This window comes from Falsihalocynthiibacter arcticus (assembly GCF_000812665.2).
GTDB classification, from domain to species: Bacteria; Pseudomonadota; Alphaproteobacteria; order Rhodobacterales; family Rhodobacteraceae; genus Falsihalocynthiibacter; species Falsihalocynthiibacter arcticus.
The window spans coordinates 2,733,667-2,758,551 of sequence record NZ_CP014327.1 but is presented as its reverse complement, the minus strand read 5'-3'; the positions used below and the strand labels follow the sequence as shown (position 1 = coordinate 2,758,551).

Genomic DNA, 24,885 nt, shown 5'->3' with positions numbered 1-24,885 from the left:
AGTTGGAGCACGCTAAAAGCTACTATGCCGCTTCGGCCCGTCATAAGGACGGGTTTCCAGCGTTGGATGGTGACATCGATGTTGATGTCGCCATCGTTGGCGGGGGGTTTACGGGGATTGCAACGGCCGTTGAACTGGCTGAACGCGGCCTGCGCGTGGCTGTCTGCGAAGCCAACCAAATCGGTTGGGGCGCGACGGGGCGCAATGGCGGACAGATCACCGGCAGCCTGTCTGGCGATACAGCAATGGAGCGCGAATTCAAACGAACCTTAGGCGATCAAGCCTCTGAATTTGTTTGGGATTTACGGTGGCGGGGCCACGACATCATCAAAAACCGTGTGGAAAAATACGGGATTAAGTGCGATTTAAAGTTCGGGCAAATGCAAACGGCCTTGAACAAAAGCCATCTGCGCGAGTTGACGGCGACCTTTGAGCAAGGATGCGCCCGCGGCATGCAGGATCACCTTGAAATGGTCCCCGCGGACAAAATGGGCGAGTATCTGGAATCCGATCTCTATATCGGCGGGTTGCTCAACCGTCGCAACATGCACGTGCATTCGCTGGACCTATGTGTGGGTGAAGCGCTGGCGGCCCAATCGCTGGGCGCGCAGATTTTCGAGAACACTAAGGTTACAGCCATTGAATACGGCGCACGGCCAAAACTTGTGACCGAAAACGGCGTCATCACAGCGGATAAACTTGTCCTTGCCGGTAATGCCTATCATCTACTGGAGCAGGAAAAGCTGCGCGGAAAATTGTTCCCCGCTTCTTTGGCAAATATGGTGACCGAACCACTGGATGCCGACGTCGCGCGGGCGATCAATCCACAGGATATCGCGGTCTATGACGGGCGTTTCATTTTGGATTACTACCGTCTGACAGCGGACAATCGCGTCATGTTTGGCGGCGGCACCAATTATTCGGGACGCGACAGCGGCGACATCGCGGCGGAACTTCGCCCCGCATTGGAACGCACATTTCCGCGCCTCAAAGGTGTCGGCATTGATTACAGTTGGGCGGGGATGGATGGGATCATCCTGAACCGCATTCCGCAAGTGGGTCGCCTCTCAAAAGACGTTTTCTATGTGCAGGGTTACTCGGGCCACGGGATTGCCCTTACACATATCCTCGCCGACCTCACCGCACGAGAAATCGCTGGAGAGGCCTCAGAATTCAACGTTTTTGAAAATGTGCGCCATTGGAGTTTGCCTGTTGGTCGCAGCATGGGGAGCCTCATGATCGCAGTGGGCATGGCGTATTATCGTATGCGGGACAGGATCGCCAGTTAAGGCACCCTCCCTATAGCTTGCGGAAAATTTCGACGCCAAATGACCTGCAATCATCTGGACTGCGCCTGTCCCTGACAGGTTCAGGCGCAGTCTGTTTAATTGAACACTAAGATCGAACAAACGAAAAAGCTCCAAATCAGCGAGAGCTCTCTTACGGAAGACGGCCTTCCATTTTCCCGTAGAAAATATAAAATTCATCACGGGAAAACAGGTTAAAATGGAAAGTGCCCCGGTTTGCTGCTGACCGTTGTTAAACGAATTTCGGTGAAATCCTCGACGGCATAGTGACCCGACCGGCCCCAGCCAGAATCCTTGACTCCGCCATTGGGGAGCGACGCTTCGCCCGCCATTGTTGCGCCGTTGACATGGACAATACCGGTGTCAAACCGTTGCGCCATTTCCAAACCTCGGGCCGCGTTTCCGGTCATGATAGCAGCACTAAGTCCGTAAGGCGTGTCCTGCGCATCAACCAGCGCCTGTTCCGGATCGTCAAACGCTTCGATGATTAGCAACGGGCCGAAGGTTTCGTCACAGCCCTGCGTCGCCACCACATCTTTTGGCACGTCGGCAAGGATCGTCGGCTCAAAAATGCGGCCTTTGACCGTGCCGCCCAACACCAGCCGCGCCCCTTTGTCGAGGGCGTCTTGCAAGCGCCCTTGGGCCTGTTCCACGGCGCGGTCGTTGATCAATGGGCCGACGACCACGCCTTCTGTGAGCGGATCACCAGACTTCAAGGTTTGCATCAGAGAGCACGATCATTGAGTTGAATCCGCCCTATTCCAGCACCAAGCGTTTCAGGGACCGCCCGGCCTGTTCGCCCAAGACACGCGCGGTTTTGCCTGATCCTGTTAGGTTGATACACCGCACCGTCCGACTTTTAAAAAATGCATTGGCCGCCGACACCGCCTGCCCCGGTGCATGGGTGGCAACGTTGAACGTTCCTGCGGGGAAGCCAGCCACAACCTCCAAAGGTTTGCGCGCGACCATGACCATGCGTCCGAGAAAGTCACTCTTAAGCAGATAGCCATACGAAAGGTAACCCCACGAGGCCGCCTGTCGCATCAAACTGGCCGAGAGCCGTACCTAAAAAGACGCAAATGCGCAGGCCGTCCCCGCCTCAACCGCCTTCAGATGCACGGGATCATCGTGACGCCGATCGGTGATTTCCGCCGCTTTTAAGAACAGCGCCTGCCACGCGCTTGGTGTCATGGCGGCCCATTCTGGAAAGGCCGCGTGCGTCGCGGCATCTGCTCCGTCGGCTTATGCACGGCCACCCGCCACTATGCGCTCAATCACTTGGCTTCTGAACGGAATACAGTCGCCAAAGGTGCGGTCATCGGCTGGCGACCACGCGCGGTCAATGAAATGCGGTTTGCGCCAGTGGTTGGAATTCGATATTATTTTTTACCTCTGAGTCAGTGTCTTGTGGGATCTAGGGCAATGCTCTCGAATGAAAGTACCGCGACTTCACGCGCCAGCGCGCGTAGAAACGAAACTTCCGCGTGGATGCTTGCGGTTTCGGCTTCGCGACCTTCGGAAGGCCGCAATCGCATCACCCGTCTGGGGTAGTAATTTTACCCGCGGACGGGTGATATGCAGATAATGCAGGATCGCCGCATATACAGTCAGGGTTGTACCCTCGACCACCAGCGCACCTCATAGGGCGCGCTGATATCTTCGAGTGCTGTCATTGTGACGCGCGAACAAGCGCCGGGGCAGCTGAAAATCATTGTCTGGGTCATTGAGGCTCATTCCTTGAGACCGCCATGCTGCGGCCCGGCGTTAAGCCGTTGATTTTGCCGATGATACTGTCGGCTTCGATGCCGAAGTGGCGATAGAGGTCATTGATGGTGCCCGTTTGGCCAAAGTGTTCCACCCCGAGCGGTATAGTCTGGTGTCCGTGGACGGAGCCAAGCCACGACAGGGTTGCTGGGTGGCCGTCAATAACGGTTACCAATTTGCAATGGCGCGGCAGGGTTTGCATCAACCGCTCCACATGGCTCATCGCCTCAAACTGGCCGTGCGCGCGCGCCCGTTGTGCCGCTGTCCAGCCTGCGTTCAAACGGTCAGCGGACGTGACCGCCAGAACGCCGATATCGCGCCTGTGTTCGGCGATGGCCCCTGCGGCGCGGATAGCTTCGGGCGCAATGGCCCCTTGATAGGCAATCACCACTTCGCAATTTGGCCCCGGTTTGCGCAACCAATAGGCGCCGTCGATTGCGCCTTGTCGCCAGTCTTCATCCGGCCGTTTGCCCGGTTGCTCCACCGGATTGGTCGAGAGCCGCAAGTAGACCGAGCCACCGGTTTCATCCCGCAACCATGTGCGCTCGTCCGGATCACCCGCTCCGTCGCGCTGAAGATAGCCAAAAGCCCATTCCATGATCGTGGCCAACTCGTCGGCAAAGGCAGGTTCAAACGCCGCGAGACCGTCCTGACTCATGCCGATTAGCGGAGTGCCGATGGATTGATGCGCGCCACCTTCGGGGGCCAGCGTCACACCGGAGGGCGTGCCCACGACCATGAAACGCGCATCCTGATAACAGGCGTAATTCAACGCATCGAGTCCGCGCACTACAAAGGGATCATAAAGCGTGCCAATTGGGATCAACCGTTTGCCAAACAAGGAATGGGACAAGCCCGCCGCTCCGAGCAACAGAAACAGGTTCATTTCGGCAATGCCAAGTTCGATATGCTGGCCGTCGGGTGTAAATTCCCATTTCGCCGTGGACGGAATGCGATGCTCAATAAAGGCGTCGGCCTGCGCTTTACGGGCAAATAGTTTGCGGCGGTTCACCCAAGGGCCAAGGTTTGTGGTGCCCGTCACATCGGGCGACATGGTGACAATCCGTTCGGCCAGATCACTGTCGCCTTTGGACAGATCATCAAGGATTTTGCCAAAGGCCATTTGCGTCGAAATCTCGCGATCCGATGACAAGGCTATTGCAGGCACAGGCAGAACATCGTCGGAGTACCTTCTAAGCCCCTCGGCGAAAAACGGAGTTTTGTCGAGGAAGTTTTGCAACCCTGCGGTATCCGCCACGGTGGCGAACTTGTCCCATTCTTCGCCATCAGGCACGCCCATGCGCTTTTGCCAGTCGGCCATCTGGTTCTTGGTCATCAAGCCGCCGTGGTTGTCCTTGTGGCCCGCAATCGGCGTGCCCCACCCTTTGATCGTATAGGCCAGAAAACAGGTCGGGCGATCATCGGTGACGCTGGCAAAAACATCCGCCATGGTTGAAACGCAATTGCCGCCGAGGTTCTCCATCAATGCGGCGAGGTCGTCATCAGAACGTTTCTCGATCAAGGCCGTCACTGCCCCTTGGTCGCCCAAATCGTCCATCAAACGTTTGCGCCACACTGCGCCACCCTGATAGGTCAGGGCCGAATATTGCTGGTTCGGACAGGCATCGATCCACGCGCGCAACGCCTCGCCGCCCGCCTCAAGGAAGGCCGCGCGCTGTAACGCTCCGTATTTCACGCGGATCACATTCCAGCCAAACGCCTCGAATATTTTTTCGATCCGCTCAAAAAGCCCTTCGCGCACCACGCCATCAAGGGACTGGCGGTTGTAATCAATGATCCACCAACAATTGCGCAGATCGTTTTTCCAACCCTCCTGCAAGGCCTCGTAAACATTTCCCTCGTCAAGTTCGGCATCGCCCACAAGCGCCACATTCCGCCCAAGCGTCAGATCGTTGCCCCAGCTTTTTGCCGAGATGTAATCCTGAACGATCGACCCAAAAGCCGTGATCGCCACGCCCAGCCCAACCGAGCCCGTCGAATAATCCACGTCATCCACATCTTTGGTGCGGCTGGGATAGGATTGCACCCCGCCGAACCCGCGAAAATTTTTCATTTTGTCGAGGGTTTGGTTGCCCATCAGATACTGCATGGCATGAAAGATCGGCGAGGCATGGGGCTTAACTGCCACACGATCCGCAGGTTTGAGTGCCGAAAAATATAGCGCGGTCATGATCGACACCATCGACGCCGAACTGGCCTGATGCCCACCCACCTTGATCCCGTCCTCTTTTGGACGGATGTGGTTGGCATGGTGGATCATCCAGTGAGACAGCCACAACAGGCGGTCTTCAAGGGTTTTTAAATGAGCGGCGTCAGTAGGTGTCATGGGAGGACCTCAGAGAGTGTGTTTCGGAGCAACTTGCGCGACATTACAACTAAACTTACGGATTTTTTCACTATATCCGTCGCCAATCTTCTCGATTTGTGGTGATATTCATCAAACAACTGGAGAATCGCCATGACAATCGCCAAACTGGATTCCTACGACATTGGCATCCTGCGCGCGTTGCAAACCAACGGGCGCGCGTCGATCAACGACCTTGCCGAACAGGTCAACCTCAGCCCCTCTCCGGTGGCGCGCCGGTTGCGTATTTTGGAAGAAGACCGGATCATTACCGGCTATGCAGCCCTGATTGATGAAGCGGCCTTGGGGTACGAATTTTCGGTCTTTGTCTCGGTCAAACTGGCGCGACAAGTTGACGATGCACTGGCCAGCTTTGAGGCCGCCGTGCGCAGTTTTCCCGAGGTGGTTGATTGCTGGCTTATGACCGGAAATCGCGACTACCTTTTGCGCATTGCCACCCGCAGTCCGGCGGATTTCGAGCGTTTCTTGACAGGTTCGTTTACCAAAGTGTCCGGCGTGGCCTCGATTGAAAGTTCGGTGCCGTTGCGACGTGTAAAGGCCGGATTGTCCCGCACGCTGGACCTCTGAAGCCCTGCTAAAACTCATGCGGAAACCGCGGATTTCGTCGGTTCCAAACGGGCTCCGGGAACGTCGATTATGGCCGAACGCAGGGCTGGAAGCGCATTTCCGGGCGCAGATTCGGGCACCACCCGAACGGCCAAACTTTGGTAGTTCGGCAGATCGTGCACCACTGCGAGTTCGGCCATAATGGCAGCGCGCAAGGCAGCGGGAACCAAGGCCCCGCCCCCCTTTCGAGGCGTCCAGCATTTGACAAATGCGCAAGGAATCCACAAAAACGTCCCGTCCTTCACATCAACCAATGTAGGCACCACACACCCGTCACAGCCGTTTGCCTCTACCGAAGTCGTCCCTAAATGTTGGGCCGCCAATGGCACCCCAAGGCACGCACAGCCCTGCATGCGCACGTGAACTTGGGCAGGATCATACGTCTTGCCCGCGAAGATATCGAGCAGATGGGAGCAATGGGAAACTTGATAATACGCCAAAACAGCGCGCACTTTTTGTGAGCATCCTGAATTCGGCGCGTGGAAAAAATGGTAACGCGGGGTGCCATCAGGGCCGACGGGAACGCCCGGAAATCGCGTCGTTAATTGGGATAAAATTTGTTGGGTGGAATCGTGTGTCAAAGTCCTGCCTTCCACTATTTCGCCTTCCGCCAATCCTGCGGCATAGGCAAAACAATAACAGGGTCGGCCTCAAATATAGTAAACTAATAGAAAATAATATATTATTTTTTAATCCTCGCTATCGCCAAACTAACGTACTTTGAGAATAAGATTGCGTAACCACAGAGGGCACGCTTCCTGCATGCGAGTAACGTTTGCTCCGGTCATAAATCGAAAGCTGCGATAAAAGACCGCTTCATTGCGTTTAGAAAACTCTGCAACCTCTTTGACAAAGGATTACCATGACAGGTATTCTGTCGCCCTGCCCGTAGGCAGCACACGCACAGGTTCCATCAACCATAAACTGGCCCGCGCTATCAAGTTATCGGCACCTGCCAATTTGCGTTTCATCCTTGCGAGTATGGAGGAAATGCCATGGTAAAATGTCGATCTGGAAGGCAAAAGACCAGCAGAGGTGAAAAATTTTACCAAGGCCATCTGTGATGTGCGACGGGGTTTGCATCGTTACGCCAGAATACAACCGTTCGATCCCCGGTGTTTTGAACAACGCCGTTGATTGGGGATCAAAACCACCCGCAGAAAACATCTGGCGCGACAAAGTGATCGCAATGACGGGCGCGTCTCTCGGTGGGATCGGCACCGCCGTCGGACAACAACACCTACGCCAAATCCTCGCCATTCAGGGCGCGATTGTCATGCCGGGGGAGGTCTACATCACCTTCAAATCGCCCACCATGATAGGAGATGACGGCCAGATGGACGACGAAACGCTCTCCGAGTTTATCGCCGATTTCGGGGCACGGATGGAAAAACTAGTGGGTAAAATGACTGCGAGCTAAAAGGCCCCTTTTAATAGATCGCGCGCCAACCGACCCCTCGGATGGCGCGCTTTTTTTAGTGGACCAGCAGCGCGTCAAGTGCGGCGCGATCAAGATAGGTTCCTGCCTCCACGACACCTTCGATCTGGTTCAGGTTCGCCACATCGGCCAGTGGGTCCGCGCTGAGCAAGACGAGATACGCCGCCATTCCCGCCGCGATTTGGCCCATATCACGGTCTAGAAACTGTCCAGCATTCAACGTGGTCATTTGCAGGATTTGCAGCGATGTCAATCCCGCGTTGGCCAACTCGGCGAATTCCTGATGCAGGCTAAAACCCGGCACCAGCCATTGACCGCCGTAATCCGAGTCCGCCAACATTGGCACACCCTCTTTCGCCATCTGAAGCGTCAGTTTCATCTGGGCATCATACATACGGTCCAACTCAACCTTCGCCCCTTCAGACAGGCTGGCAGCAAAATCCGCGGCGATACTCTGCCAACACGCGCGTTGCTCATCGGTGACAAAAAACAAGGTTAGGATCTTCGCTATAGTGGGGGTCGTCGCCATGTTTCATCGTGCGCAATCGGATCCCCAAGGAAAGCCCAGCATTGGGTCGACCCGAAGGTATAAAGCCCCACCCCTCCCCCTATTCGCGCACATCTAGGCCCAAGCTGGTGTAGAAAACCTGCGCCACCCGAAGATCAGGCACCATCATGTCGTCGATCTGGGCCTGTTGCAGCACTTTGCCATTGAAGCGGGTTGTCAGTGTTAACCCGAGACAGCCCTTGGGTAACGCGTCCTCCGTGATAAAATAGGGTCCGAAGGCGCCTGTGTTGGCGAAATTCTTGCCTGCGGTCCATTACGGCGACTTAACCTGATAGTCGCGGATTGAGGCATCGTTGAAGATTGAGTATCCCGCGACATAATTCAGCGCATCGGCTTCGGACACTTTGGACGCTTCGGTCCCGATGATCGCAACCAATTCACCTTCATAATCGAGTTGGTTCGACACTTGTGGACGGATGATTGAGGCACCGTGCCCGATAAGTGACGAGTTGAAACGGCCAAACAGGGTTGGAAACGTTGGCTGTTCCAAGCCGCTTTCCGCCGAGTGATCGCGATAGTTCAGCCCAACACACACAATCTTCTCGAGTTCTGCCACAGGGGAAGATACGCGACCGCCGCCATGTCGATAACGGGACCATTCCCAAGCGCCTTTGCCGCGGCTTTGCGGGCCGGCGCTCCGGCGCGGATCAATGTCAGCAGATCGCCGGAAAACCCTTCGTCCTGTGCCATAAGGCCACGAAACGCGCCCTCAACCTCTATGGCGAGCCCGCGCTGCCCAGCAAATTCGAATGCGGCAAATTTCATGTCAGTTCTTTGATAAGATAGGGAAACCATAATTTGCTATAATGTATCAGTCTATAAAAATATTTTATTTACCGTATCTCGCAGTCGTGACTGTGGAATGGGCAACAGTATACTATTGCGATATAGTAGATGTTCATGAAATAGGTATCGGCAAAAGGGGATCAACCTATGGCGGCCAAGACTCAGAACCTAACAGCGCAGGCCTATGAAAAGGTCCGTTCGGATATTCTGGCCTGTCGCCTGCGACCTGGCGAAAAAATAAAAATATCTGACCTCGTGAGTGCCCTTGGCTTCAGCCTTGGTGCTGTGCGCGAGGCATTGTCCCGTCTCACCTCTGAAGGGCTTGTGGTGGCTGAACCCAACAAGGGGTATCGCGTTGCCTCGATCACGCAATCGGAGTTGGAAGACCTTACCAAAACGCGCATTCTTATCGAATGCCGTTGCCTCGAAAATGCTATCGAGAATGGCGATTTGAAATGGGAAACCGGCATTGTTTCAACGCAGTTTGAACTGTCCCGGATCAGCCTCCAAGATCCGGACGATCCCGACCGTGTCAACGAAGACTGGGCCGCAGCGCATAATCGGTTCCATACAGCTCTGGTATCGGCCTGTAACAGCCCGTGGTTGCTGCGCATTCGCGAGACGCTTTTCGCGCAATCCGAACGATATCGCAGCGTGTCCGTTCCCCTAGATAGTCGCAAGCGTGATGTGACCGCAGAGCACAAGGCGATTGCCGATGCCGCGATCGGTCGCGACAAAACCGCAGCGAGTATTGCGATGCGAGAGCATCTCGAACTTACCACGCGCATCTTGATTGACGCCGTCGTTAACGACGGTGCTTTGGAAACAAAACCCATGCACAAACAGTCCTAACCCGCGTTTTCTAGCGGGTATCAACCTCACCTTCTTCGCGAAGATTTGCCTTGATACTTCCGCCTTGATGCTCGGATCGAATTAGCCTTCGCAAGCCTTTTTCGTGTTGTGCCCCTGCAAATTCGGCCATAACGTGCACCGAATTTTTCCCCTCCTTTTTCTAAAGGCATCCGTTGAAAACATGATAAAAAACACCATTTTAAAGCTATTAAGAGAGCCATTACTGCATTTCATTTTTGTTGGCGGACTCGTTTTTGCAACCTTTGCAGCGCTCAACGAGCGGCCAGTCAAACAGCAGGAAAACTTGCTTGTCGTGGACAACGCGGATCTGGTGCGCATCGCGGAACAATTTCGCGCCACTTGGATGCGGCTCCCCACACAAGACGAGATGGCCGGAATGGTCGACGGCTTTGTACAAGAAGAAGTCTTGGTGCGCGAGGCATTGGCCTTGGGGCTTGATCAAGACGATGCTGTAATCCGCCAGCGCCTTCGGCAAAAGATGGATTTCATAACGGGCGTCAATACAGTGGGTGCGCCCCCTGACGAGGCCGTGCTCAAAGCCTATTATGAGGCGAATTCTGCGGATTACACGCTAGATCCCATTGTTACTTTTGAACAAATCCACCTCGGCACGAACGCCACTGACGCCCAGATTTCGGCGGTACAGGACGCGGTTCGCAATGGCCAACCGACCGAAGAATTAGGCGTTCCAACCTTGCTCCCCTCGACGCTCAGGGGCTCCACGCGCGCCAATGTGGATCGCAGCTTTGGCATCGGGTTCTATGACGCAATCGACGTGACACTGTTGGAGCTTTGGCAGGGGCCAATTATGTCGTCCTTTGGTGTACATCTTGTGCGCGTCGAAAGCTTTGAACCCACTGAAACCGTGCCCCTTGAATCCATTAAAGAGCGGGTTACTCAGGACTGGCAAACCCAAAACGCAGAGACCGAAAAAGCGCGGAACATCCAAAACCTGCGCGCAAGGTATGACGTGCAAGTTGGTGATTATAGCGCGATGTTGACGCAATGATCCGGCTTATTCTCCTTGGCCTCATGCTGGCCTTCCTTGGAACGCCCGTTCCGTCCGCTCATGCACATGCGCTTGAACCCGGGTATCTGGAACTCGAACCTTTAGAGGCCGAAAACTGGCGTGTGACTTGGCGCAAACCCGCCGTTTCAGGGCAACCCATGTCCATCGAAGCCGTGTTGCCGGAAAACTGTGCGTACCAACGCCCGCCCAGCACCCAATTCGATGGCTACGCGTATATCTCGCGCTGGACGACGGAATGCGTGGGCGGACTGACGGGCAACGAGATCACGATTGAAGGGTTGGAAAACACCAATACCGACGTGCTCGTGCGTTATACCCTCGATAGCGAAACGGGGCAAACGATGCGCCTGACGGCACGTACCCCGTCCTTTGTGATCCCCGCGACGCCAAGTACCTTTGGCGTTTTTACAAGCTATGTGGCGCTAGGCGTGGAGCATATCCTTGGCGGGATTGATCACCTCGTGTTTGTGCTTGCCCTGTTGTTGCTCATCCGAAATTGGCGTCCCTTGGTGGCAGCGATAACGGCCTTTACTGTCGCCCATAGTATATCCCTCGTGGCGGCGACGCTTGGCTGGGTCACGCTCCCTGCGCCTCCCGTAGAAGCGGTCATCGCGTTGTCGATTATGTTCCTCGCATCGGAATTGGTGCAACAATCCAAGGACCACCAAACGCTAACTGTGCGCTATCCTTGGGCCGTGGCATTTGCTTTTGGTTTGCTGCACGGCCTTGGTTTTGCTGGCGCTTTGGTCGAAATCGGCCTGCCCGAGGGCGACATTCCGTTGGCCCTGTTTTCCTTCAACGTAGGTGTGGAAATCGGCCAACTCATGTTCATCACAGTTGTGCTATTGCTGGGATACTTGTTGCTCCGCTTGGCCCCAAAAAACGCCAGAAAAGCATTGCAACCACAAGGCGTCGCCCTAATCACCATTGGCTATGGAATTGGCGGCGTGGCGGCTTTTTGGTTTGTGCAAAGGCTAGCGCTGTTTTGAACACGCCATCTTGTAAGGCCCCCTGAAGATTTAACGCTGGCGCGTTTTGGTTGTCCGCCGCTTCGTTGCGGGAGCTGAACAAAACACGGACGGAACCTAGGAATTGTCTTTGATCTGCGTCGGCGATGAGGACGGTAAAGTTCCTCGGATCGTTATGCGCAAGTCACGATCTGCCACGCGGATTTTGTGGTGTCTGGCCCATGAAAAGCGGCGGGTCCGTCGTGTTTAAAATGGCTTCGGCTGTAAAATACCTGTCCCCGAATAAAAACAAGTTGTAATGGTGGTGAAGGATCGAAAGTTCCATTTCACGAGAGCAGTAGGCGCTAAACCACCACCCTGTCTACCTAAAGGCATTTTCTTCTGACAATTCTAATCCAAACGTTATACACAATTCCACAACAGGCCATGTAAACGCAACGGATCGGGAAGTGGACGCCATGCTTGGCGAAAACCTGTAATATTTCGTTCTCAGCGATCAAAGGAAACACATATGAATCGCTTTTTTGTCCAACTGGTATTCCTCGTCAGTTCTGCGACTTGTGCAATCACCGCAAGCGCCAACGATCTTACAGGGACGTCTTGGCGGCTCGTCGAAATCCAGTCGATGGATGACAGTGTGGACGTACCCGAGGACACAACGAAATACACTCTCGAATTTTTGACAGATAGCATGGCTGCAATGCAAGCGGACTGTAACCGCGGCTCGGGGGAGTGGACCTCCGACTCGCCTAGTGAGTTGCGTTTCGGTATCATCGCCTCGACGCAAGCCATGTGCCCGTCCGGTTCTCTGCCCGACAAATATCTGGCACAGTTGGAACGGGTGCGCAGCTATAGGATGAAGGACGAAAGTTTGTTCCTTGCCACGATGGCCGACGGCGCGATCATCGAATTCGCACCACTTAAGGACACAAGCGCAACCGCTACGGTTTTGGGCGAGGAATTATCAACCACGGATGCCGATGAGTTGCAGAAGACAATAGTGAGCCGCCTGTTCGATCAATACGCCGCAGAGCGAGGAATCGAGGCGACGACGGTCGAAATTGATACCTTCCTTAAAAAAATGCGGCAGAGCGAGGCTGAAGTCGGTACAAGTAAACGAGACACTTTGACGCCAGAAGCAACCGCCGAGATTGAAACCATGGAGAGCGGAAAGGCAATAGGCCTCATCCGTCAGTGGAAAATCAACAAAGCGCTCTACGAACAATATAGCGGACGCATAATCTATCAACAATCGGGACTAGAGCCCATAGATGCCTACCTCCAGTTCCTTAAACAGCGTCAGAGCGAAGGCGGCTTTGCAATCCATAATCAGGCGATGGAAGAAGGCTTCTGGACCTCCTTTACCGACGCGTCCCTCCACGAGTTCCTAGAGCCCGGCAGCTCTGAAGAGGCTGATGCCTTTAGCGTTCCCCCATGGGATCAAGAACAATAAGCTGCAGGGGCGTGTCGGTTTTTTTGGGGTGTTCAAATGGCACTTGTGCGTTTGCTTTGGGACAGCGGCCATTTTGAGGTTTTCCCGCCCGTCGAAAGGCGAAAGTGGACCGCAAATGGCAATCCAAAACAAAGAGTGATTGGACTGGATTTTACCCAGTCCAACATTGAGAAATAAGGCTACGGTAAAAGCGCGGTCGCGCAAAACATCGTCACCGGATCGAAGCCAACACTTGCGTCAACATCTTCCGCTTAAGCTGCTCTGCGAATAACGCGCACGATAAGAATAAGCACAATCGCGCCGATCACCGCAGCAATGAAGCCACCAACAAAGCCTCCACCAAGCGATATGCCCAGTTTCGGCAACAACCACCCCGCGAGGATCGATCCGCCGATACCGAACAGAATATCCCCGAGTAAACTAGAACCGCCGCCCTTAACGATCAGGCTTGCAACCCAACCAACCGCTGCGCCAACGACGATGGTGATCAAAAGGCCGATGATCCCGCCCATTGCGGCACCTGCTATCTCGGCCCCTTCTGACTGAGCCAGAACGGGCGCGGCCGCAGCGATCATGAAGAGGGATAATGGAAAAATACGTTTCATGTCTATTTTATCCTTACTTTGAGTTCAGATGGGATTGACAGAATAATTCTTTTATTGCCGCTAACATTTAAAATGTATGCGCGTCTTGATTGATATTGCAACATTATTCTTCACCTTCACTCCGTGCATTCCTTTGGGAGTTGAAAGTCATTTTTTGGACCCAAATCCAACCAAGCGTAACTAGGGGCCTCACAGTTTGGCTTGGCTACCTTTTGGTGATTGTCGGAACATGGACGGTTCTTGATGTCGCCTACAAAAACCTCGTTAGCCTTGATACGATCTTGACCAATATTATTTTGCCCCTCCGCCTTGAGACTGTCTTTCCAACGGGGGCGATCAGCTATCTTGGATGGTAGCGGCCCGTTCTGTTGGAAACAAAACGGGCGGGGCCTCGGTGGGCGCTTTGGCCCTTCGTACTGGTTGTGCTCGCGTTTGTTGCGTTAAATTGCGTACCCATCGAATGGACGTGCCCACGACCGCTCATTTGGTGCTATTGGTCATCGCAACACTGACTGTTGGCTGCAACGAGGAAGCCCTCACCCGCGGCGTTTCAATCGTTGCCGCGCGGGGTTCATCCTGACCTGCCCCCCAAGGCTCCCTCATTTATAACGAGAGTTTGCGGGTTTGGTTTTCATATTCTTCATTGTCAGTTTGGGCAAGCGCGTCGTGCGCGGAGCCTTCAAATAGCTCAAGCGCTCGACGCGCTTCTACGGGTGTTTGGTTTCCCAGCGATGAGTGCGGTCTGACGTTGTTGTAGTAGTATCGCCAAAGGGCCAGTTTACGGCGGGCATCGTCTAACGTGTCAAACAGTTCTTCGTTCAGCAACTCGTCTCGGAGGCTACCGTTGAAGCTTTCGATGAAGCCATTCTGCTGCGGCTTTCCGGGATCGATGTAGTGCCAATCCACATTGTTATCGCCGGCCCACTTCAGGATCGCACGGCTTGTGAACTCGGTTCCGTAACACCTTCGGAATGATGCTGGTTGAGAGGCTATGACCGCCTGCGCAGCCCCCAAATGGCGCAGCAGGTGGTCATAGCCTCGCCTCAGGTCCCTACAGTAGTTTTTGCAACAAACCACACTGCAAAGGAGACCGACTATGACCGAGATTGTTATTGCACAAGATGCAGCAGTTTTAGTGGCCATCAACATCGCCAAAGCACGGCATGAAGTTTTGATAGCCATTCTAGGCAAAAAGCGCCGCCGCCGTTTGACTGTCCTCAACCAAATGGAGGACTTCCAGCGGTTGATCACATCATTGGCCAGTTATGGCCGTCCAGTGCGCGCAGCTTTTGAGGCGACTGGTAATTACCACCGCGCCTTTGCTTATCACCTCGCAACCGCAGGCTTTGAGGTGAAGTTGGTATCGTCATGGGCTTTGGCGCGTACCCGGGAAGCTCTGCATAACAGCTGGGACAAGAACGACCCCAAGGACGCTCAGGCCATCCTTCACATGATGGAGATCGGGAATGAGCAGTTTTATCACGACCCACTGGTGTGTGGAACGAACGACATCCAAGAGCTGTCTAAAACCCATGACACGTGTCCAAGTCAAAGACAGAACTGTGGCACCGAGTGCTGACACATTACCTGCCGCTGTATTTACCCGAAGCCGACCGCTTTCACCGCAGCTCGCGCAGCGACTGGTTCTTTGCATTCCTTGAGCGCTATCCATCACCACACTTTATCTCAGCCATGAGCAAGGACGCATTTACCGCTGACGCCTGGGACGTTGTGGGCCGTAAGGTTGCAAAAGAACGTTTGCTTGCTGACATTTATGAGACCGCCAAAGCATCTGTGGGGCTGCCTATTGCTCCCGATTCTGACGCGATCGGCATGTTCCGTTTGGTCCTCGGTGAAGGTCGCAGTCTCATCGCGCAACGCAATCAGATTGAGGATCGTGCCGTGGCGCTTCTCAAAGATCTGCCTGACTATCAATTGCTGACATCGGTCCCTGACATCGGTCCGGTTAACGCCCTGACCATTCTGGCGGAAGCAGGTGACCTGCGCCGGTTTGCACATCACCGACAGTTCTTAAAGTTCTGTGGAATGGACCTCGCGACGATCCAATCGGGCACATTCCGGGGCCAAACCAAGCTGTCAAAATATGGTAATGCCCGACTGCGCCGCACCCTCTGGATGGCAGGCCAGGTCGCCATTCTGCAGCGGACCAACAGCTTTCGAGACAAGTTCGAACGCTACATCGCGAAGGACCGCCACAACAAACATTTGCGCCGCAAAGCATATACCGCAATCGCCGCCAAGATGGCCCGTACTGTTCATGGGATCATTAAACATGGCGAACCCTATCGCCCCTTCTTTGAGGGGTGATCGATCGCAGAAGGACCTTTCTCTGTAAGGGCCGTGGAGGTAGGCAACTGACCTCGTAGATAATGTTCAGGCCTTCTGTGTTAGCGACCCGATGATCTAGTCTTAAGGACGGTGAGAGCCGCAAAAGCGTACTCTGTGTTTGTTATGGGAGAGACTGTCGTTGACCAAAAAGCCGAACTAAGCCATGCTTTGAACATGTTGAGACGCCTCGCCTCGACACGACAATGACCTGATGCCAAATCAGCCAACTATTCCGCACATAGGACGTTATCTATGACGATGCACGCAGGTTTCCCGTAAAGCCGCACAAGAGCATCCAGTTCCCGTGCAACCCGCTCCCCGGAGATGCTGGTGTCAGCCATCAAGCACAGGTTTTCGCGGCAGAAATCGTCATTCACAGCCAGCATGCGGAACTTGCGGGATGCACCAAATGTGTCGGACACAAAATCCAAGGACCAACGCTCGCCTGGACGCAAAGCCAACGGCATTGGTGTCCGCGACCCACGCGCAAGTTTTCGGCCCCTTCGCCGCCTGACGCCCAGCTTTTCCTCGGTGTATATGCGATACAGCTTCTTGTGGTTCATGATCATTCCCTTACGTTCCAAGAGCACGCCGATCCGGCGATAGCCGAACCGCCGCCGTTTGCTGGCAATTGCCTTCATATCTTCGCGAACCTCTGGATTATCGGGCGGATGATCCCGCCGGACAGTCTTGGGATCGACACCGACAAGCCTGCACGCACGGCGCTGCGAGATGTCATGATCCCGCATTGCCTTGCGTGCTGAAGCCCGTCGCACATTCGGTGTCGTCAGCTCATTCCCAACAAATCCTTCAACACAACGTTGTCCAACATCGAGTCTGCCAGAAGACGCTTCAGCTTGGCGTTCTCGTCCTCCAGAGTTTTAAGGCGATGGGTGTCGGAAATGTTCATGCCACCGTATTTGGCTTTGAACTTGTGGAATGACACGGGACTGAGGCCATGCCTGCGGCACACCTCAGCCGTTGGCATCCCAGCTTCTTGTTCTTTGATCATCCCAATAATCTGGGCTTCAGTAAAACGGCTCTGTCGCATTTGTTTGCTCCTTCAAAGGTTGAGCAAACTCTACATCAAAGTGAGGGAAGTTTCGGGGGGCAGGTCAATCCTTGTCGGAAACGAGAGTTCGGCTCCTTTCTTCGTTGGCCTTCGGCTTGATGCATGTTCCAAACTGCATTTTGGCCCCACGCTAGGCACGAGCATATATCAGGGCATCTTTACGTTTATTATTGGTAGTGGATTTTACGTCGCACGCAGAGTCAGCGGTACGGCTATCGTTCCGATGTTATTGCATGCTGCGTGGAATTATGGCGCACTCGGCACTCAGGCTTCCGATGCTAGGACATCCATCATTGCCCTTTTATTCCAGTTCATTACATTTTTTGTCGCCACCGCAGGTGCCATCGTTGTCCTAAAAAGAGACGCGCAACCGCACACGCAAATCCGGATGGGGCAAAGGGCAATAAATGATTTCCAAATCACCGCACCTTTTTTTACGCTTCGCTCGAGCAAACCGATTGCAGATGAGATAGTAAGTCGCCAATTAGATGACCGACATCGCAAATATCGTGGCACTGGACTTCATCTCCAGTCGGTAGGATCGGTTCGGGGAAATCGATTATGCGCTCTGCTGGATTTGCTCGGACAACGAAAAAGTTCACCAACTTAAAGCAAGCACCCTTGAACGAGAAACCGAACCAGATCTCGCAGGTGCTCCAAAAGTGGCGGCACCTTTCGACGGCGCCCCATACCAAACTCATGGCGCTCAATGCCGAAATACAGGCCCAAAGCCCCCGTTACGAATTTGTGCGCGACAGTTTTGGCCAAGCGACCGTCAGATCGGGCAGATCGTCAAGAATCCGCAATTGGCAACGGGCGTCCTGCGGGCGGTTTGTTCCAAATGGACGCTAAAATTTGACCTTGGTGCGGAGGCGTTTTTTGTGACGTCACAGTTGAGGCGCAAGCACTTGTCTGTGATGTAGGAGGACAAATTTGGGTGTTTTGCGGGTTTCGCCTTTGGTCGCGCAGTGACAGAGCCATTAAGCCACACAGGAATTTCCTCACGCTGGAAAACCACAAAGCCTCCAACGGCGCAGGCTTTGAGGCCGAGGCAGGCCTTCAACAAAACATGGTCAACACGCCGAGTAGATGTCCAGTTTTTAGACGCACAGCGCTTTCCTCTTCACTATACGGTCTCGGTGGGCGCCCCCCTTATCATCTCGCTTAACGTAACAAAAGTCGGATCGCTTCCGGCTAACGAATTGGGCAAATTGAAAAGAATACTGGAACAGGAAGGTCCGCCCTATGAGGCAACCATCCTCACTAGTCCTTTGCCGATGTGGTCTGTCGCCCAAGGCCTAAAATCCGAGCATGTCGGACGGTATTCTCTATTTCCCCAAGCCTGTCTTGGCAGGGGAATGCGTAGGGGTGCGAGTTGGCGCAAAGACCACAGAAATAAACGGTATCACGGTTCATAGTCAAAGCAGGCTGTTCATCAATCGGGATGAGCGCGGGGTCGTGGCGGTATGTGATTGAGCCAACGTCCTGAGTATTGCTTTTGAACGATTCATTAACCACGGCACGCGCATAGTTTTCGGATATCTCAAATTCGACAGCGCCCGCCTTATGGCGCCCATTCGTGCCGCACTAAGGACCATATGATTGATATGTCTCATTTATTTTCATCCTCCTACCTGTTGATTATTTTCCAAGGAGGCGGCTGGGGCATTAAATTCAGCCGTCCGAAATACTGGACCGATGCGCCTTCCCACGCTCAATTTTAGCCCCACAGACCAAATATTTCGATGAATCATTTAGCCCTGTTGGGTGTACCAAATCAGCGAGGTATAGGCCCGATCTTGTATTTTGAAGGGGACCGTCACGGGGAGATCTTGGTCGTATTTTACGCGATCATCGGCCGTCCAGTGCGGGGTCGGAATTTCGATGACGCGAGCGTAATAGAACGCTTTGAGAGCAGGAGCAAAATCTGGGTCTGCCCATACTATCCCCAACTCAGCCGAGCCAATTGAATTGGTCCTGCTTGGGGCGCATAATGCATAACCAAAACTCGGGCGAACGCCCTTCTTCGGTCGCGGCAACAAGGTCGCTCCCCATCGGCCCCCCTTTGCTACAGCAAACGACCACGAAGTCTCGACGCAGGGCGTCATCGTCTTCGAAATCCCAGCCACCAAATAGACGCACGCACATACACGGCCCACCTCACAGCGCTCTATCGCAGCAAACAGCACGCCACTCATAGCTGTCGAGTTCGGGGCCCAGCTCTTAACTTTACAAAGCAATCAACTCACTCTCTTCGTTGACGACCCGATGTTCGGAGGGCTCATAGGGCGCTTTTTTTTCAATGAAGCTATCGTTTTCTGGACTAGACATCGATATGTGATCGTTGCCCGCACCGCCCATGCCGAATTTGAACAGATTCACACTCAGCGCCTCTTCCAGCATCAAGCCGCGTTGCAGGCCAGACCGCGGATATTCGCCAGCCAACATACCGTCGATTTTCGCTTGGGTCGCGTCAAGACTGCCATAATTCGCTGTTTCAAAATCGGCGGGTTCATAGTCAGGAGAGAACAAATAATGTGCTTCGCCCTCGCCCTTCGTAGGGGTGGCTTCGTAAAGACGCTCCCATTTCTGGCGTGGTGCGGCATAGTGGGCGTCCAGCGGAGTGCCATCGGCAAAACCGACCTGAAGTACGAACATCATGCCGCTCGACAGGTTCCCGTTGTGTGGAAACGCTGCCACATCACCGCCCGTTTTGTCCAAATAGTTTTGCAACCACCCCCAAAGTTTGCGCGGATCAATCGCCCCCATTGGGTGAGTTGTGGTACAGGGTTCGACTTGGCCAGCGCGCTCAGGTCCGTCGCGGAAAATAACGATGCGGTGGAGGGTGAGCATGCTTGATCACGCTCTGGCTCAATTACGATTAATCTGGCACGCGCCCCTTTTTGGCGCGGGCTCAGAGGGGGATCAAGTTCAATTCCGATCTCCCAATTTGAACTTGGTGAAATGGTACGCCTCGAAATGGGCACTTTCCTAACGACCCGTGATACCAGGGAACGCGAGGAGCAGTCCGAGTGCGATAATTTGCAACCCGATGAAGGGTAAAAGCGACTGAAAGATTTCCCCAGCGAGATGTCTTTGGGCGCAACGCTTTTGAGATAGAACGCGGCGGGACCAAATGGTGGCGATAGAAAACTCACCTGCATATTCATGGCAAAGACAACACCAAACCAAACGGGATCATAGCCGAGAGATACGACAATCGGCACAAAGATTGGCATCGTTAAAAGGGCAATTCCGACCCAATCAAGGAACATGCCAAGCACAAAGAGGATGGCCATCATAAACAGGATAATCAAAATCGGCTCGTCAGAAATACCGGTGATGAGCGACGAAACAAAGTTGATACCGCCCATTAAATTGAACACGCCAACCAAGGCCGTGGCCCCGATCCCGATCCAAACGATCATTCCAACGGTTGCAAGGGTTTGCCGCGCCGCGCCGAGCAACAAACTCGTTGAAAATTCGCCACGGATTATGGTGGACAAAGTCACGCCAAACACACCCACAGCGGAGGCTTCGGTCACGCTGGCAATACCGCCATAGATCGACCCAAGCACGAAAAACACAACCAACCCCGGCAGGAACAAGCCTTTGAGCAGGCGCAGTTTTTCTGCTCTTGGGATTTCGCCTTGTTCTGGAATTGGAGCCAGTGACGGGTTTAGGTAGGCGCGAATGAGGATGTAAACGACATAGAGACCTGCCAACATCAATCCGGGGAGGAAGGAGGCCGTAAAGAGGTCACCAATCGACACGTTTGCGGTAAGCCCGTAGACGATCAAAACGATGGACGGTGGGATCATCGTGCCCAACGCGCCCCCTGCGCAACACACGCCGATTGCAAGTTTGCGGTCGTAGCCAAGGCGCAACATTTGCGGCAAAGCGATAAGGCCGAGAAGCACAACTTCGCCACCGATAATACCTGACATCGCTGCGAGAATGACCGCAACAAGCAAGGTTTGAATGGCGATGCCGCCGCGCAATCGTCCGCCAACCAGCCGCATAGCATCAAACAAATCGCGCGCGATGCCCGACCGATCGAGGATGGCGGCCATCAAAACAAACATCGGTACGGACACGAATACAAACGAATTCACAAAGCTGAAAATCCGGCTGGTGATCAGCGGCACGGCCATAGGTCCGAACCAACCCAGAGCGAATATCAAAGCGACCAAAAGGGTAACGAACGCCAGCGGCATTCCGGTAATGAGCAAAAGCAAAAGGGCTGCGAACATGGCGAATGTCGCCCATTCAATGCCCATAGCCTTGAAGTCTGTGAGGAGGGAAAGCCATTCCATGTTAGCTATCTTTCTTTTTGTAGTAGGAAACGGCCAACACTAGAAATTGAATAGCCATGAGGCACAGGATGATAAGCAGAAAGACTTTCAACAGACCCGGCGTTGGAGGGTTCCACGCGGAGCCGGACGTCTCCAAGCGAAAATCGCCAGCGGGTGTCCAAATTGCGCGTTTCACGCCTTGCCACGCGGCCCATGCGAATATCACCGACGCCAGAAAACTTGTGAGGGAAATCGCGATGTCAAAATGGCGCCGAACGGGTTTGGACAGGTAATCATAGATCAAAACAACACGGATATGGCTGTTGCGCGACACCACATAGAGGCCACCGAAGACAAACGCGCTGGCGTTCAGAAAAATAACGGTTTCATGGGCCCAAATGGTGGGAGCATTCAGCACATAGCGCAGAAAAATTTCGAGGATCAGAATGGCGGCTGAGATCAGAATACCGATAGCAAAGATGATGCCCACAGAATTAATGACTTGCCCCAATGCCCCTGAGTCCGGATCAGCGCCTTCCTCTAAATGCAGGTTTTTGATTTGATCTTGGTCCATTGGGTTCACATCCCTTGAAAAAACGGCCCCGCCGAAATAACGGGGCCGCTTGTGGTTTAGATTACTCGGAAATCATGCCTTGCGCTGCAAGATATGCAGTAAGCACATCAAAAACGCGTTGTGCATTGTCCGAACGTGTAGCCACTTTGCTCCACTCACCCTGTGCAATCGTGCGGAATTTGGCGCGCTCTGCGGCGGACCAGTTGTGCACTGTGATTTCTGGGTTTGCGTTCGCTTCGGCAACAGCAAGCGTATCGCGTGCGGCCAGTTGGCTCACCATGTTGTTGGCAAAATCACGCACCGACATTTCTAGGATGGCGTGGATATCCGCGGGCATACTGTCCCATGTCGCTTTGTTCATCGACACTTCGACGAGCGGCATGGAGTGGAAACCGGGGTAGACCGGATGCTTGGCAACATCATGCATACCCTGCTCTTGATTGGTCGAGAACACGGTATAGTCAGCCGCGTCGATCACGCCTTTATCAAGCGACGTAAACACTTCCGAACCGGGCAAATTGACCGGAGCCGCGCCTGCTGCTGCAAATACTTGCTGAACGAGGCCTTCTGGCGCCCGCATTTTCAAGCCTTTAAGATCGTCGACACCATCCAAGGGTACTTTTGAGATAAACGCTTCAAGACCCGGCGTCGTGGCACCGATAAAGTGTAGGCCATAGGGCTCGACCAATTCGGCCATAAGCTCATTGCCGCCACCGTATTGCATGAATGCAAACATTTCATATGGCGAAGACCATGCGCCAACGGGGTTCGCAATCAAGCCAAACGCCGCGTCTTTGCCCGTGAAGTAGGACGTATCGGTGATGTGACCGTCGATGATCCCTGCGGCAACCGCGTCTTGGGTTTCTGTGTGTTGTACAATTGAGTTTACTGGCAACATTTCAACAGTAACCCGTCCGCCCGTGAGGACGCCAACGCTGGCGGCCCATTCGCTTTGCAAACCAAAGTTAGGGTTGCCTGCGGGATCGGACGATTGAAAGCGCAATGCAAAGTCTTGTGCGAAGGCGCCTGAGGCGGTCATTGCAAGTGTCGCGGCAATCGCGAGTGATTTTACGTTTAGTGACATTGAGTTACTCCCTGATTTCAATGATTTATCGGATCGTTTCGTTAGAGGTGGCCAAATACGCGCGCACGGCATTTTCCACATCGTTCTGCACTTGATCTTTGCTGCCCGTAATATCGACAAAAAGAGCGTGTTCCTCTGGTGTCGGAGGTTCAAGCGTTTCGATTTGACTGTCAAGCAGCGTCGTGGGCATGAAGTGATCGCTTCGTTGCTTTAAGCGGTCAGCGATCAAATCTCGCTCGCCGTGCAGATAGACAAACTTGACGCAGCCTATGCGACTTTGAAGCAAGTCGCGATAAGATCGCTTGAGCGCTGAACAGGCGACGACGACATGGCCCTTTGCGCGGGCATATTCCGCAGCCTCCCCGATGCTCTCAAGCCAAGGGATGCGCATGGCATCTGACAGCGGAATTCCCGCAGACATCGCAGCGATATTTTCAGGCGGATGATAGGTGTCGGCCTCGATATACGTCGCAGGCAAGCTCACTGATAGAGCTTGGCCGATTGACGTTTTGCCAACACCGCAAACACCCATAATTACAAACGCTGCATTCAAGTCTATCTCCCCCATGACCAAGACATGTCTAAATGATTGCGCAATCATTTGTCAAAAGAAATATCTTTTCGAGCTGGAAAAGCTTATACGTCATTACAAACAAGGAGAATTTAGGATGAAGAAACCAACCTTGATCGATGTCGCACGTATTGCTGACGTTAGCGCAATCACTGTTTCAAGAACTCTGCGTGATCCAGAACGGGTTTCCGAATCGACACGCATCAAAGTGCAAGCGGCGGTAGAGGAGCTTGGATACGTGCCAGACAGCGCGGCTTCTACGCTGGCCTCAAAACGTTCCACTGTGATTGGAATGCTCGTCCCTTCGTTTTCAAATAATGTGTTCTCACAAGTCTTGGCGGGTGCTTACGACGCCATTGAAGGCACCAAATATTCGATCCAAATTGGCAACACACGCTACAGCGCCCTCAAAGAAGAAGAGATGGTGCGCAGATTTCTTACGATGAAACCTGCGGGTATGATCGTCGCCGGGGTCGACCAAACAGAAATGACCCGCAAACTCCTCAAGGCCACCGACTGTCCCGTGGTGCAAGTGATGGATATTGCCGACGATCCAATCGACAGTATCGTTGGGTTTTCCAACTTCCAAGCCGCAGCAGAAGCCACTTATTATATGATTCAAGAAGGGTTTCGCCGGATCGCCTTTGTCGGCACGCGCATGGACCCTCGCACACAAATGCGTATGGCGGGATATCGGTCTATGATGGAGAAATCAGGCCTGTATGACCCTGCCCTCCAGATAACGACGCAAATCAAATCGAGCGTGGAAATCGGGCGGCACCTCTTGGGTGACATTCTATCAACGGTTCCCGATTGCGACGCCGTTTTCTGTAACAACGATGATGTCGCGGTCGGAATCGCGTTTGAGTGTGAAAGACGCAATATCCGCATCCCTCAAGATATGGGAATCTGCGGATTTAATGATTTGGGAACAACATCCCAAATGAACCCAGCGGTAACTTCGGTGCACACACCGCGCGTTGAAATTGGCAAAGTCGCGGCGCAAATTGTCATCGATGCAAATGCAAAAATCGAGACCAGAAGTGAAAAAATCTATGACCTTGGCTTTGAACTGAAAAAAAGGGCATCCACAAATCTACGCGGTGCCGCGTTCCGATCCCGCTGAGAAATTTAAAGCCAACGATAGGGAATGAGA

The 24,885-nt window shown here is 53.7% G+C and carries 23 protein-coding genes and 6 pseudogenes; 11 read left to right on the top strand and 18 right to left on the bottom strand.

The features are described from left to right. Nucleotides 1-2 precede the first annotated feature (2 nt). Complete coding sequence (locus RC74_RS13640) at nt 3-1,289, top strand: NAD(P)/FAD-dependent oxidoreductase (protein WP_038999971.1); 1,287 nt, start codon at nt 3-5, stop codon at nt 1,287-1,289. A 212-nt stretch (nt 1,290-1,501) separates the two neighbouring features. On the opposite strand, the gene RC74_RS22280 is transcribed toward RC74_RS13640, so the two are convergent. The 4 genes from RC74_RS22280 to RC74_RS13620 all read right to left on the bottom strand — a co-directional run bounded on the left by RC74_RS22280 (nt 1,502) and on the right by RC74_RS13620 (nt 5,418). Next, nucleotides 1,502-2,032 carry an aldehyde dehydrogenase family protein gene (locus RC74_RS22280; protein WP_038999973.1) on the bottom strand — a complete coding sequence of 177 codons (531 nt, stop codon included), beginning with the start codon at nt 2,030-2,032 and terminating at the stop codon, nt 1,502-1,504. 31 nt (nt 2,033-2,063) lie between these two features. After that, nucleotides 2,064-2,351: an aldehyde dehydrogenase family protein gene (locus RC74_RS22275; protein WP_038999974.1), complete on the bottom strand. Its 288-nt coding sequence runs from the start codon at nt 2,349-2,351 to the stop codon at nt 2,064-2,066. Nucleotides 2,352-2,372: 21 nt separating this feature from the next. Continuing rightward, on the bottom strand, nt 2,373-2,498 hold the full coding sequence (locus tag RC74_RS23395) for a hypothetical protein (RefSeq protein ID WP_257722123.1): 126 nt from the start codon (nt 2,496-2,498) through the stop codon (nt 2,373-2,375). Between the two features lie 529 nt (nt 2,499-3,027). Beyond that, nucleotides 3,028-5,418 (bottom strand): transketolase-like TK C-terminal-containing protein, encoded by a 2,391-nt coding sequence (locus RC74_RS13620; RefSeq protein ID WP_038999977.1) that lies wholly within the window; start codon nt 5,416-5,418, stop codon nt 3,028-3,030. 132 nt (nt 5,419-5,550) lie between these two features. On the opposite strand from RC74_RS13620, the gene RC74_RS13615 reads away from it, so the two are divergent. Further along, complete coding sequence (locus RC74_RS13615) at nt 5,551-6,024, top strand: Lrp/AsnC family transcriptional regulator (RefSeq protein WP_038999978.1); 474 nt, start codon at nt 5,551-5,553, stop codon at nt 6,022-6,024. A 14-nt stretch (nt 6,025-6,038) separates the two neighbouring features. Here RC74_RS13615 and RC74_RS13610 read toward each other — a convergent pair whose 3' ends face one another. Then, a complete protein-coding gene (locus RC74_RS13610; RefSeq protein WP_156477480.1) occupies nt 6,039-6,644 on the bottom strand; it encodes a hypothetical protein in 606 nt (201 codons plus the stop codon). 482 nt (nt 6,645-7,126) lie between these two features. Between RC74_RS13610 and RC74_RS22270 the strand changes: the two genes are divergently transcribed. Then, nucleotides 7,127-7,483 carry an NADPH-dependent FMN reductase gene (locus RC74_RS22270; protein WP_156477479.1) on the top strand — a complete coding sequence of 119 codons (357 nt, stop codon included), beginning with the start codon at nt 7,127-7,129 and terminating at the stop codon, nt 7,481-7,483. Nucleotides 7,484-7,538: 55 nt separating this feature from the next. On the opposite strand, the gene RC74_RS13600 is transcribed toward RC74_RS22270, so the two are convergent. The 3 genes and pseudogenes from RC74_RS13600 to RC74_RS22535 form a co-directional block, all read right to left on the bottom strand. Next, complete coding sequence (locus tag RC74_RS13600) at nt 7,539-8,030, bottom strand: amidohydrolase family protein (RefSeq protein ID WP_038999979.1); 492 nt, start codon at nt 8,028-8,030, stop codon at nt 7,539-7,541. A gap of 79 nt (nt 8,031-8,109) precedes the next feature. Next, nucleotides 8,110-8,559 (bottom strand): annotated as a pseudogene (locus RC74_RS23565) (fumarylacetoacetate hydrolase family protein). Between the two features lie 29 nt (nt 8,560-8,588). Continuing rightward, a complete protein-coding gene (locus tag RC74_RS22535) occupies nt 8,589-8,834 on the bottom strand; it encodes a hypothetical protein (RefSeq protein ID WP_038999981.1) in 246 nt (81 codons plus the stop codon). Between the two features lie 168 nt (nt 8,835-9,002). Here RC74_RS22535 and RC74_RS13585 point away from each other — a divergent pair, with 168 nt between their 5' ends. The 5 genes from RC74_RS13585 (at nt 9,003) to RC74_RS22265 (ending at nt 13,356) form a co-directional block, all read left to right on the top strand. After that, a complete protein-coding gene (locus RC74_RS13585; RefSeq protein WP_038999983.1) occupies nt 9,003-9,707 on the top strand; it encodes a GntR family transcriptional regulator in 705 nt (234 codons plus the stop codon). A 181-nt stretch (nt 9,708-9,888) separates the two neighbouring features. Further along, complete coding sequence (locus tag RC74_RS13580; protein ID WP_038999984.1) at nt 9,889-10,737, top strand: peptidyl-prolyl cis-trans isomerase; 849 nt, start codon at nt 9,889-9,891, stop codon at nt 10,735-10,737. Further along, nucleotides 10,734-11,747, top strand: a complete 1,014-nt coding sequence (locus RC74_RS13575; RefSeq protein ID WP_038999985.1) for a HupE/UreJ family protein — start codon at nt 10,734-10,736, stop codon at nt 11,745-11,747. Before RC74_RS13580 ends, RC74_RS13575 begins: the two co-directional genes overlap by 4 nt. Nucleotides 11,748-12,237: 490 nt before the next feature. Continuing rightward, the gene (locus RC74_RS13570; RefSeq protein ID WP_052274557.1) at nt 12,238-13,179 is read left to right on the top strand and encodes an META domain-containing protein; all 942 of its coding nucleotides are present in this window, start codon (nt 12,238-12,240) and stop codon (nt 13,177-13,179) included. A gap of 36 nt (nt 13,180-13,215) precedes the next feature. Next, complete coding sequence (locus RC74_RS22265; protein ID WP_156477478.1) at nt 13,216-13,356, top strand: hypothetical protein; 141 nt, start codon at nt 13,216-13,218, stop codon at nt 13,354-13,356. A gap of 74 nt (nt 13,357-13,430) precedes the next feature. Here RC74_RS22265 and RC74_RS13565 read toward each other — a convergent pair whose 3' ends face one another. Next, complete coding sequence (locus RC74_RS13565) at nt 13,431-13,784, bottom strand: GlsB/YeaQ/YmgE family stress response membrane protein (protein WP_218918077.1); 354 nt, start codon at nt 13,782-13,784, stop codon at nt 13,431-13,433. Nucleotides 13,785-13,924: 140 nt separating this feature from the next. Here RC74_RS13565 and RC74_RS13560 point away from each other — a divergent pair, with 140 nt between their 5' ends. Beyond that, on the top strand, nt 13,925-14,140 hold the full coding sequence (locus RC74_RS13560) for a hypothetical protein (protein ID WP_038999986.1): 216 nt from the start codon (nt 13,925-13,927) through the stop codon (nt 14,138-14,140). A gap of 247 nt (nt 14,141-14,387) precedes the next feature. Here RC74_RS13560 and RC74_RS13550 read toward each other — a convergent pair. After that, nucleotides 14,388-14,744: pseudogene (locus tag RC74_RS13550) on the bottom strand (integrase core domain-containing protein); the annotation flags it as partial. A gap of 136 nt (nt 14,745-14,880) precedes the next feature. Here RC74_RS13550 and RC74_RS13545 point away from each other — a divergent pair. Further along, a pseudogene (locus tag RC74_RS13545) lies at nt 14,881-16,112 on the top strand (IS110 family RNA-guided transposase). A 266-nt stretch (nt 16,113-16,378) separates the two neighbouring features. Here the strand turns inward: RC74_RS13545 and RC74_RS21820 are convergent. The 8 genes and pseudogenes from RC74_RS21820 to RC74_RS13490 form a co-directional block, all read right to left on the bottom strand. Further along, nucleotides 16,379-17,184 (bottom strand): annotated as a pseudogene (locus tag RC74_RS21820) (transposase); the annotation flags it as partial. Nucleotides 17,185-17,811: 627 nt separating this feature from the next. Then, nucleotides 17,812-17,973: a hypothetical protein gene (locus tag RC74_RS22725; protein ID WP_156477477.1), complete on the bottom strand. Its 162-nt coding sequence runs from the start codon at nt 17,971-17,973 to the stop codon at nt 17,812-17,814. Nucleotides 17,974-18,959: 986 nt separating this feature from the next. After that, a complete protein-coding gene (locus RC74_RS22255; RefSeq protein WP_052274882.1) occupies nt 18,960-19,157 on the bottom strand; it encodes a DUF3604 domain-containing protein in 198 nt (65 codons plus the stop codon). A 1-nt stretch (nt 19,158) separates the two neighbouring features. After that, nucleotides 19,159-20,058, bottom strand: a pseudogene (locus tag RC74_RS13510) (DUF3604 domain-containing protein). Nucleotides 20,059-20,196: 138 nt separating this feature from the next. Further along, nucleotides 20,197-21,521: pseudogene (locus RC74_RS13505) on the bottom strand (TRAP transporter large permease). Between the two features lies 1 nt (nt 21,522). Then, nucleotides 21,523-22,074: a TRAP transporter small permease subunit gene (locus RC74_RS13500; protein WP_039002662.1), complete on the bottom strand. Its 552-nt coding sequence runs from the start codon at nt 22,072-22,074 to the stop codon at nt 21,523-21,525. Between the two features lie 61 nt (nt 22,075-22,135). Continuing rightward, nucleotides 22,136-23,158, bottom strand: a complete 1,023-nt coding sequence (locus RC74_RS13495; protein WP_039002661.1) for a TRAP transporter substrate-binding protein — start codon at nt 23,156-23,158, stop codon at nt 22,136-22,138. A 25-nt stretch (nt 23,159-23,183) separates the two neighbouring features. Continuing rightward, on the bottom strand, nt 23,184-23,711 hold the full coding sequence (locus RC74_RS13490) for a gluconokinase (RefSeq protein WP_236939933.1): 528 nt from the start codon (nt 23,709-23,711) through the stop codon (nt 23,184-23,186). Between the two features lie 115 nt (nt 23,712-23,826). On the opposite strand from RC74_RS13490, the gene gntR reads away from it, so the two are divergent. Further along, nucleotides 23,827-24,855 carry an HTH-type transcriptional regulator GntR gene (gene gntR / locus RC74_RS13485; protein ID WP_039002659.1) on the top strand — a complete coding sequence of 343 codons (1,029 nt, stop codon included), beginning with the start codon at nt 23,827-23,829 and terminating at the stop codon, nt 24,853-24,855. Nucleotides 24,856-24,885: the final 30 nt, after the last annotated feature.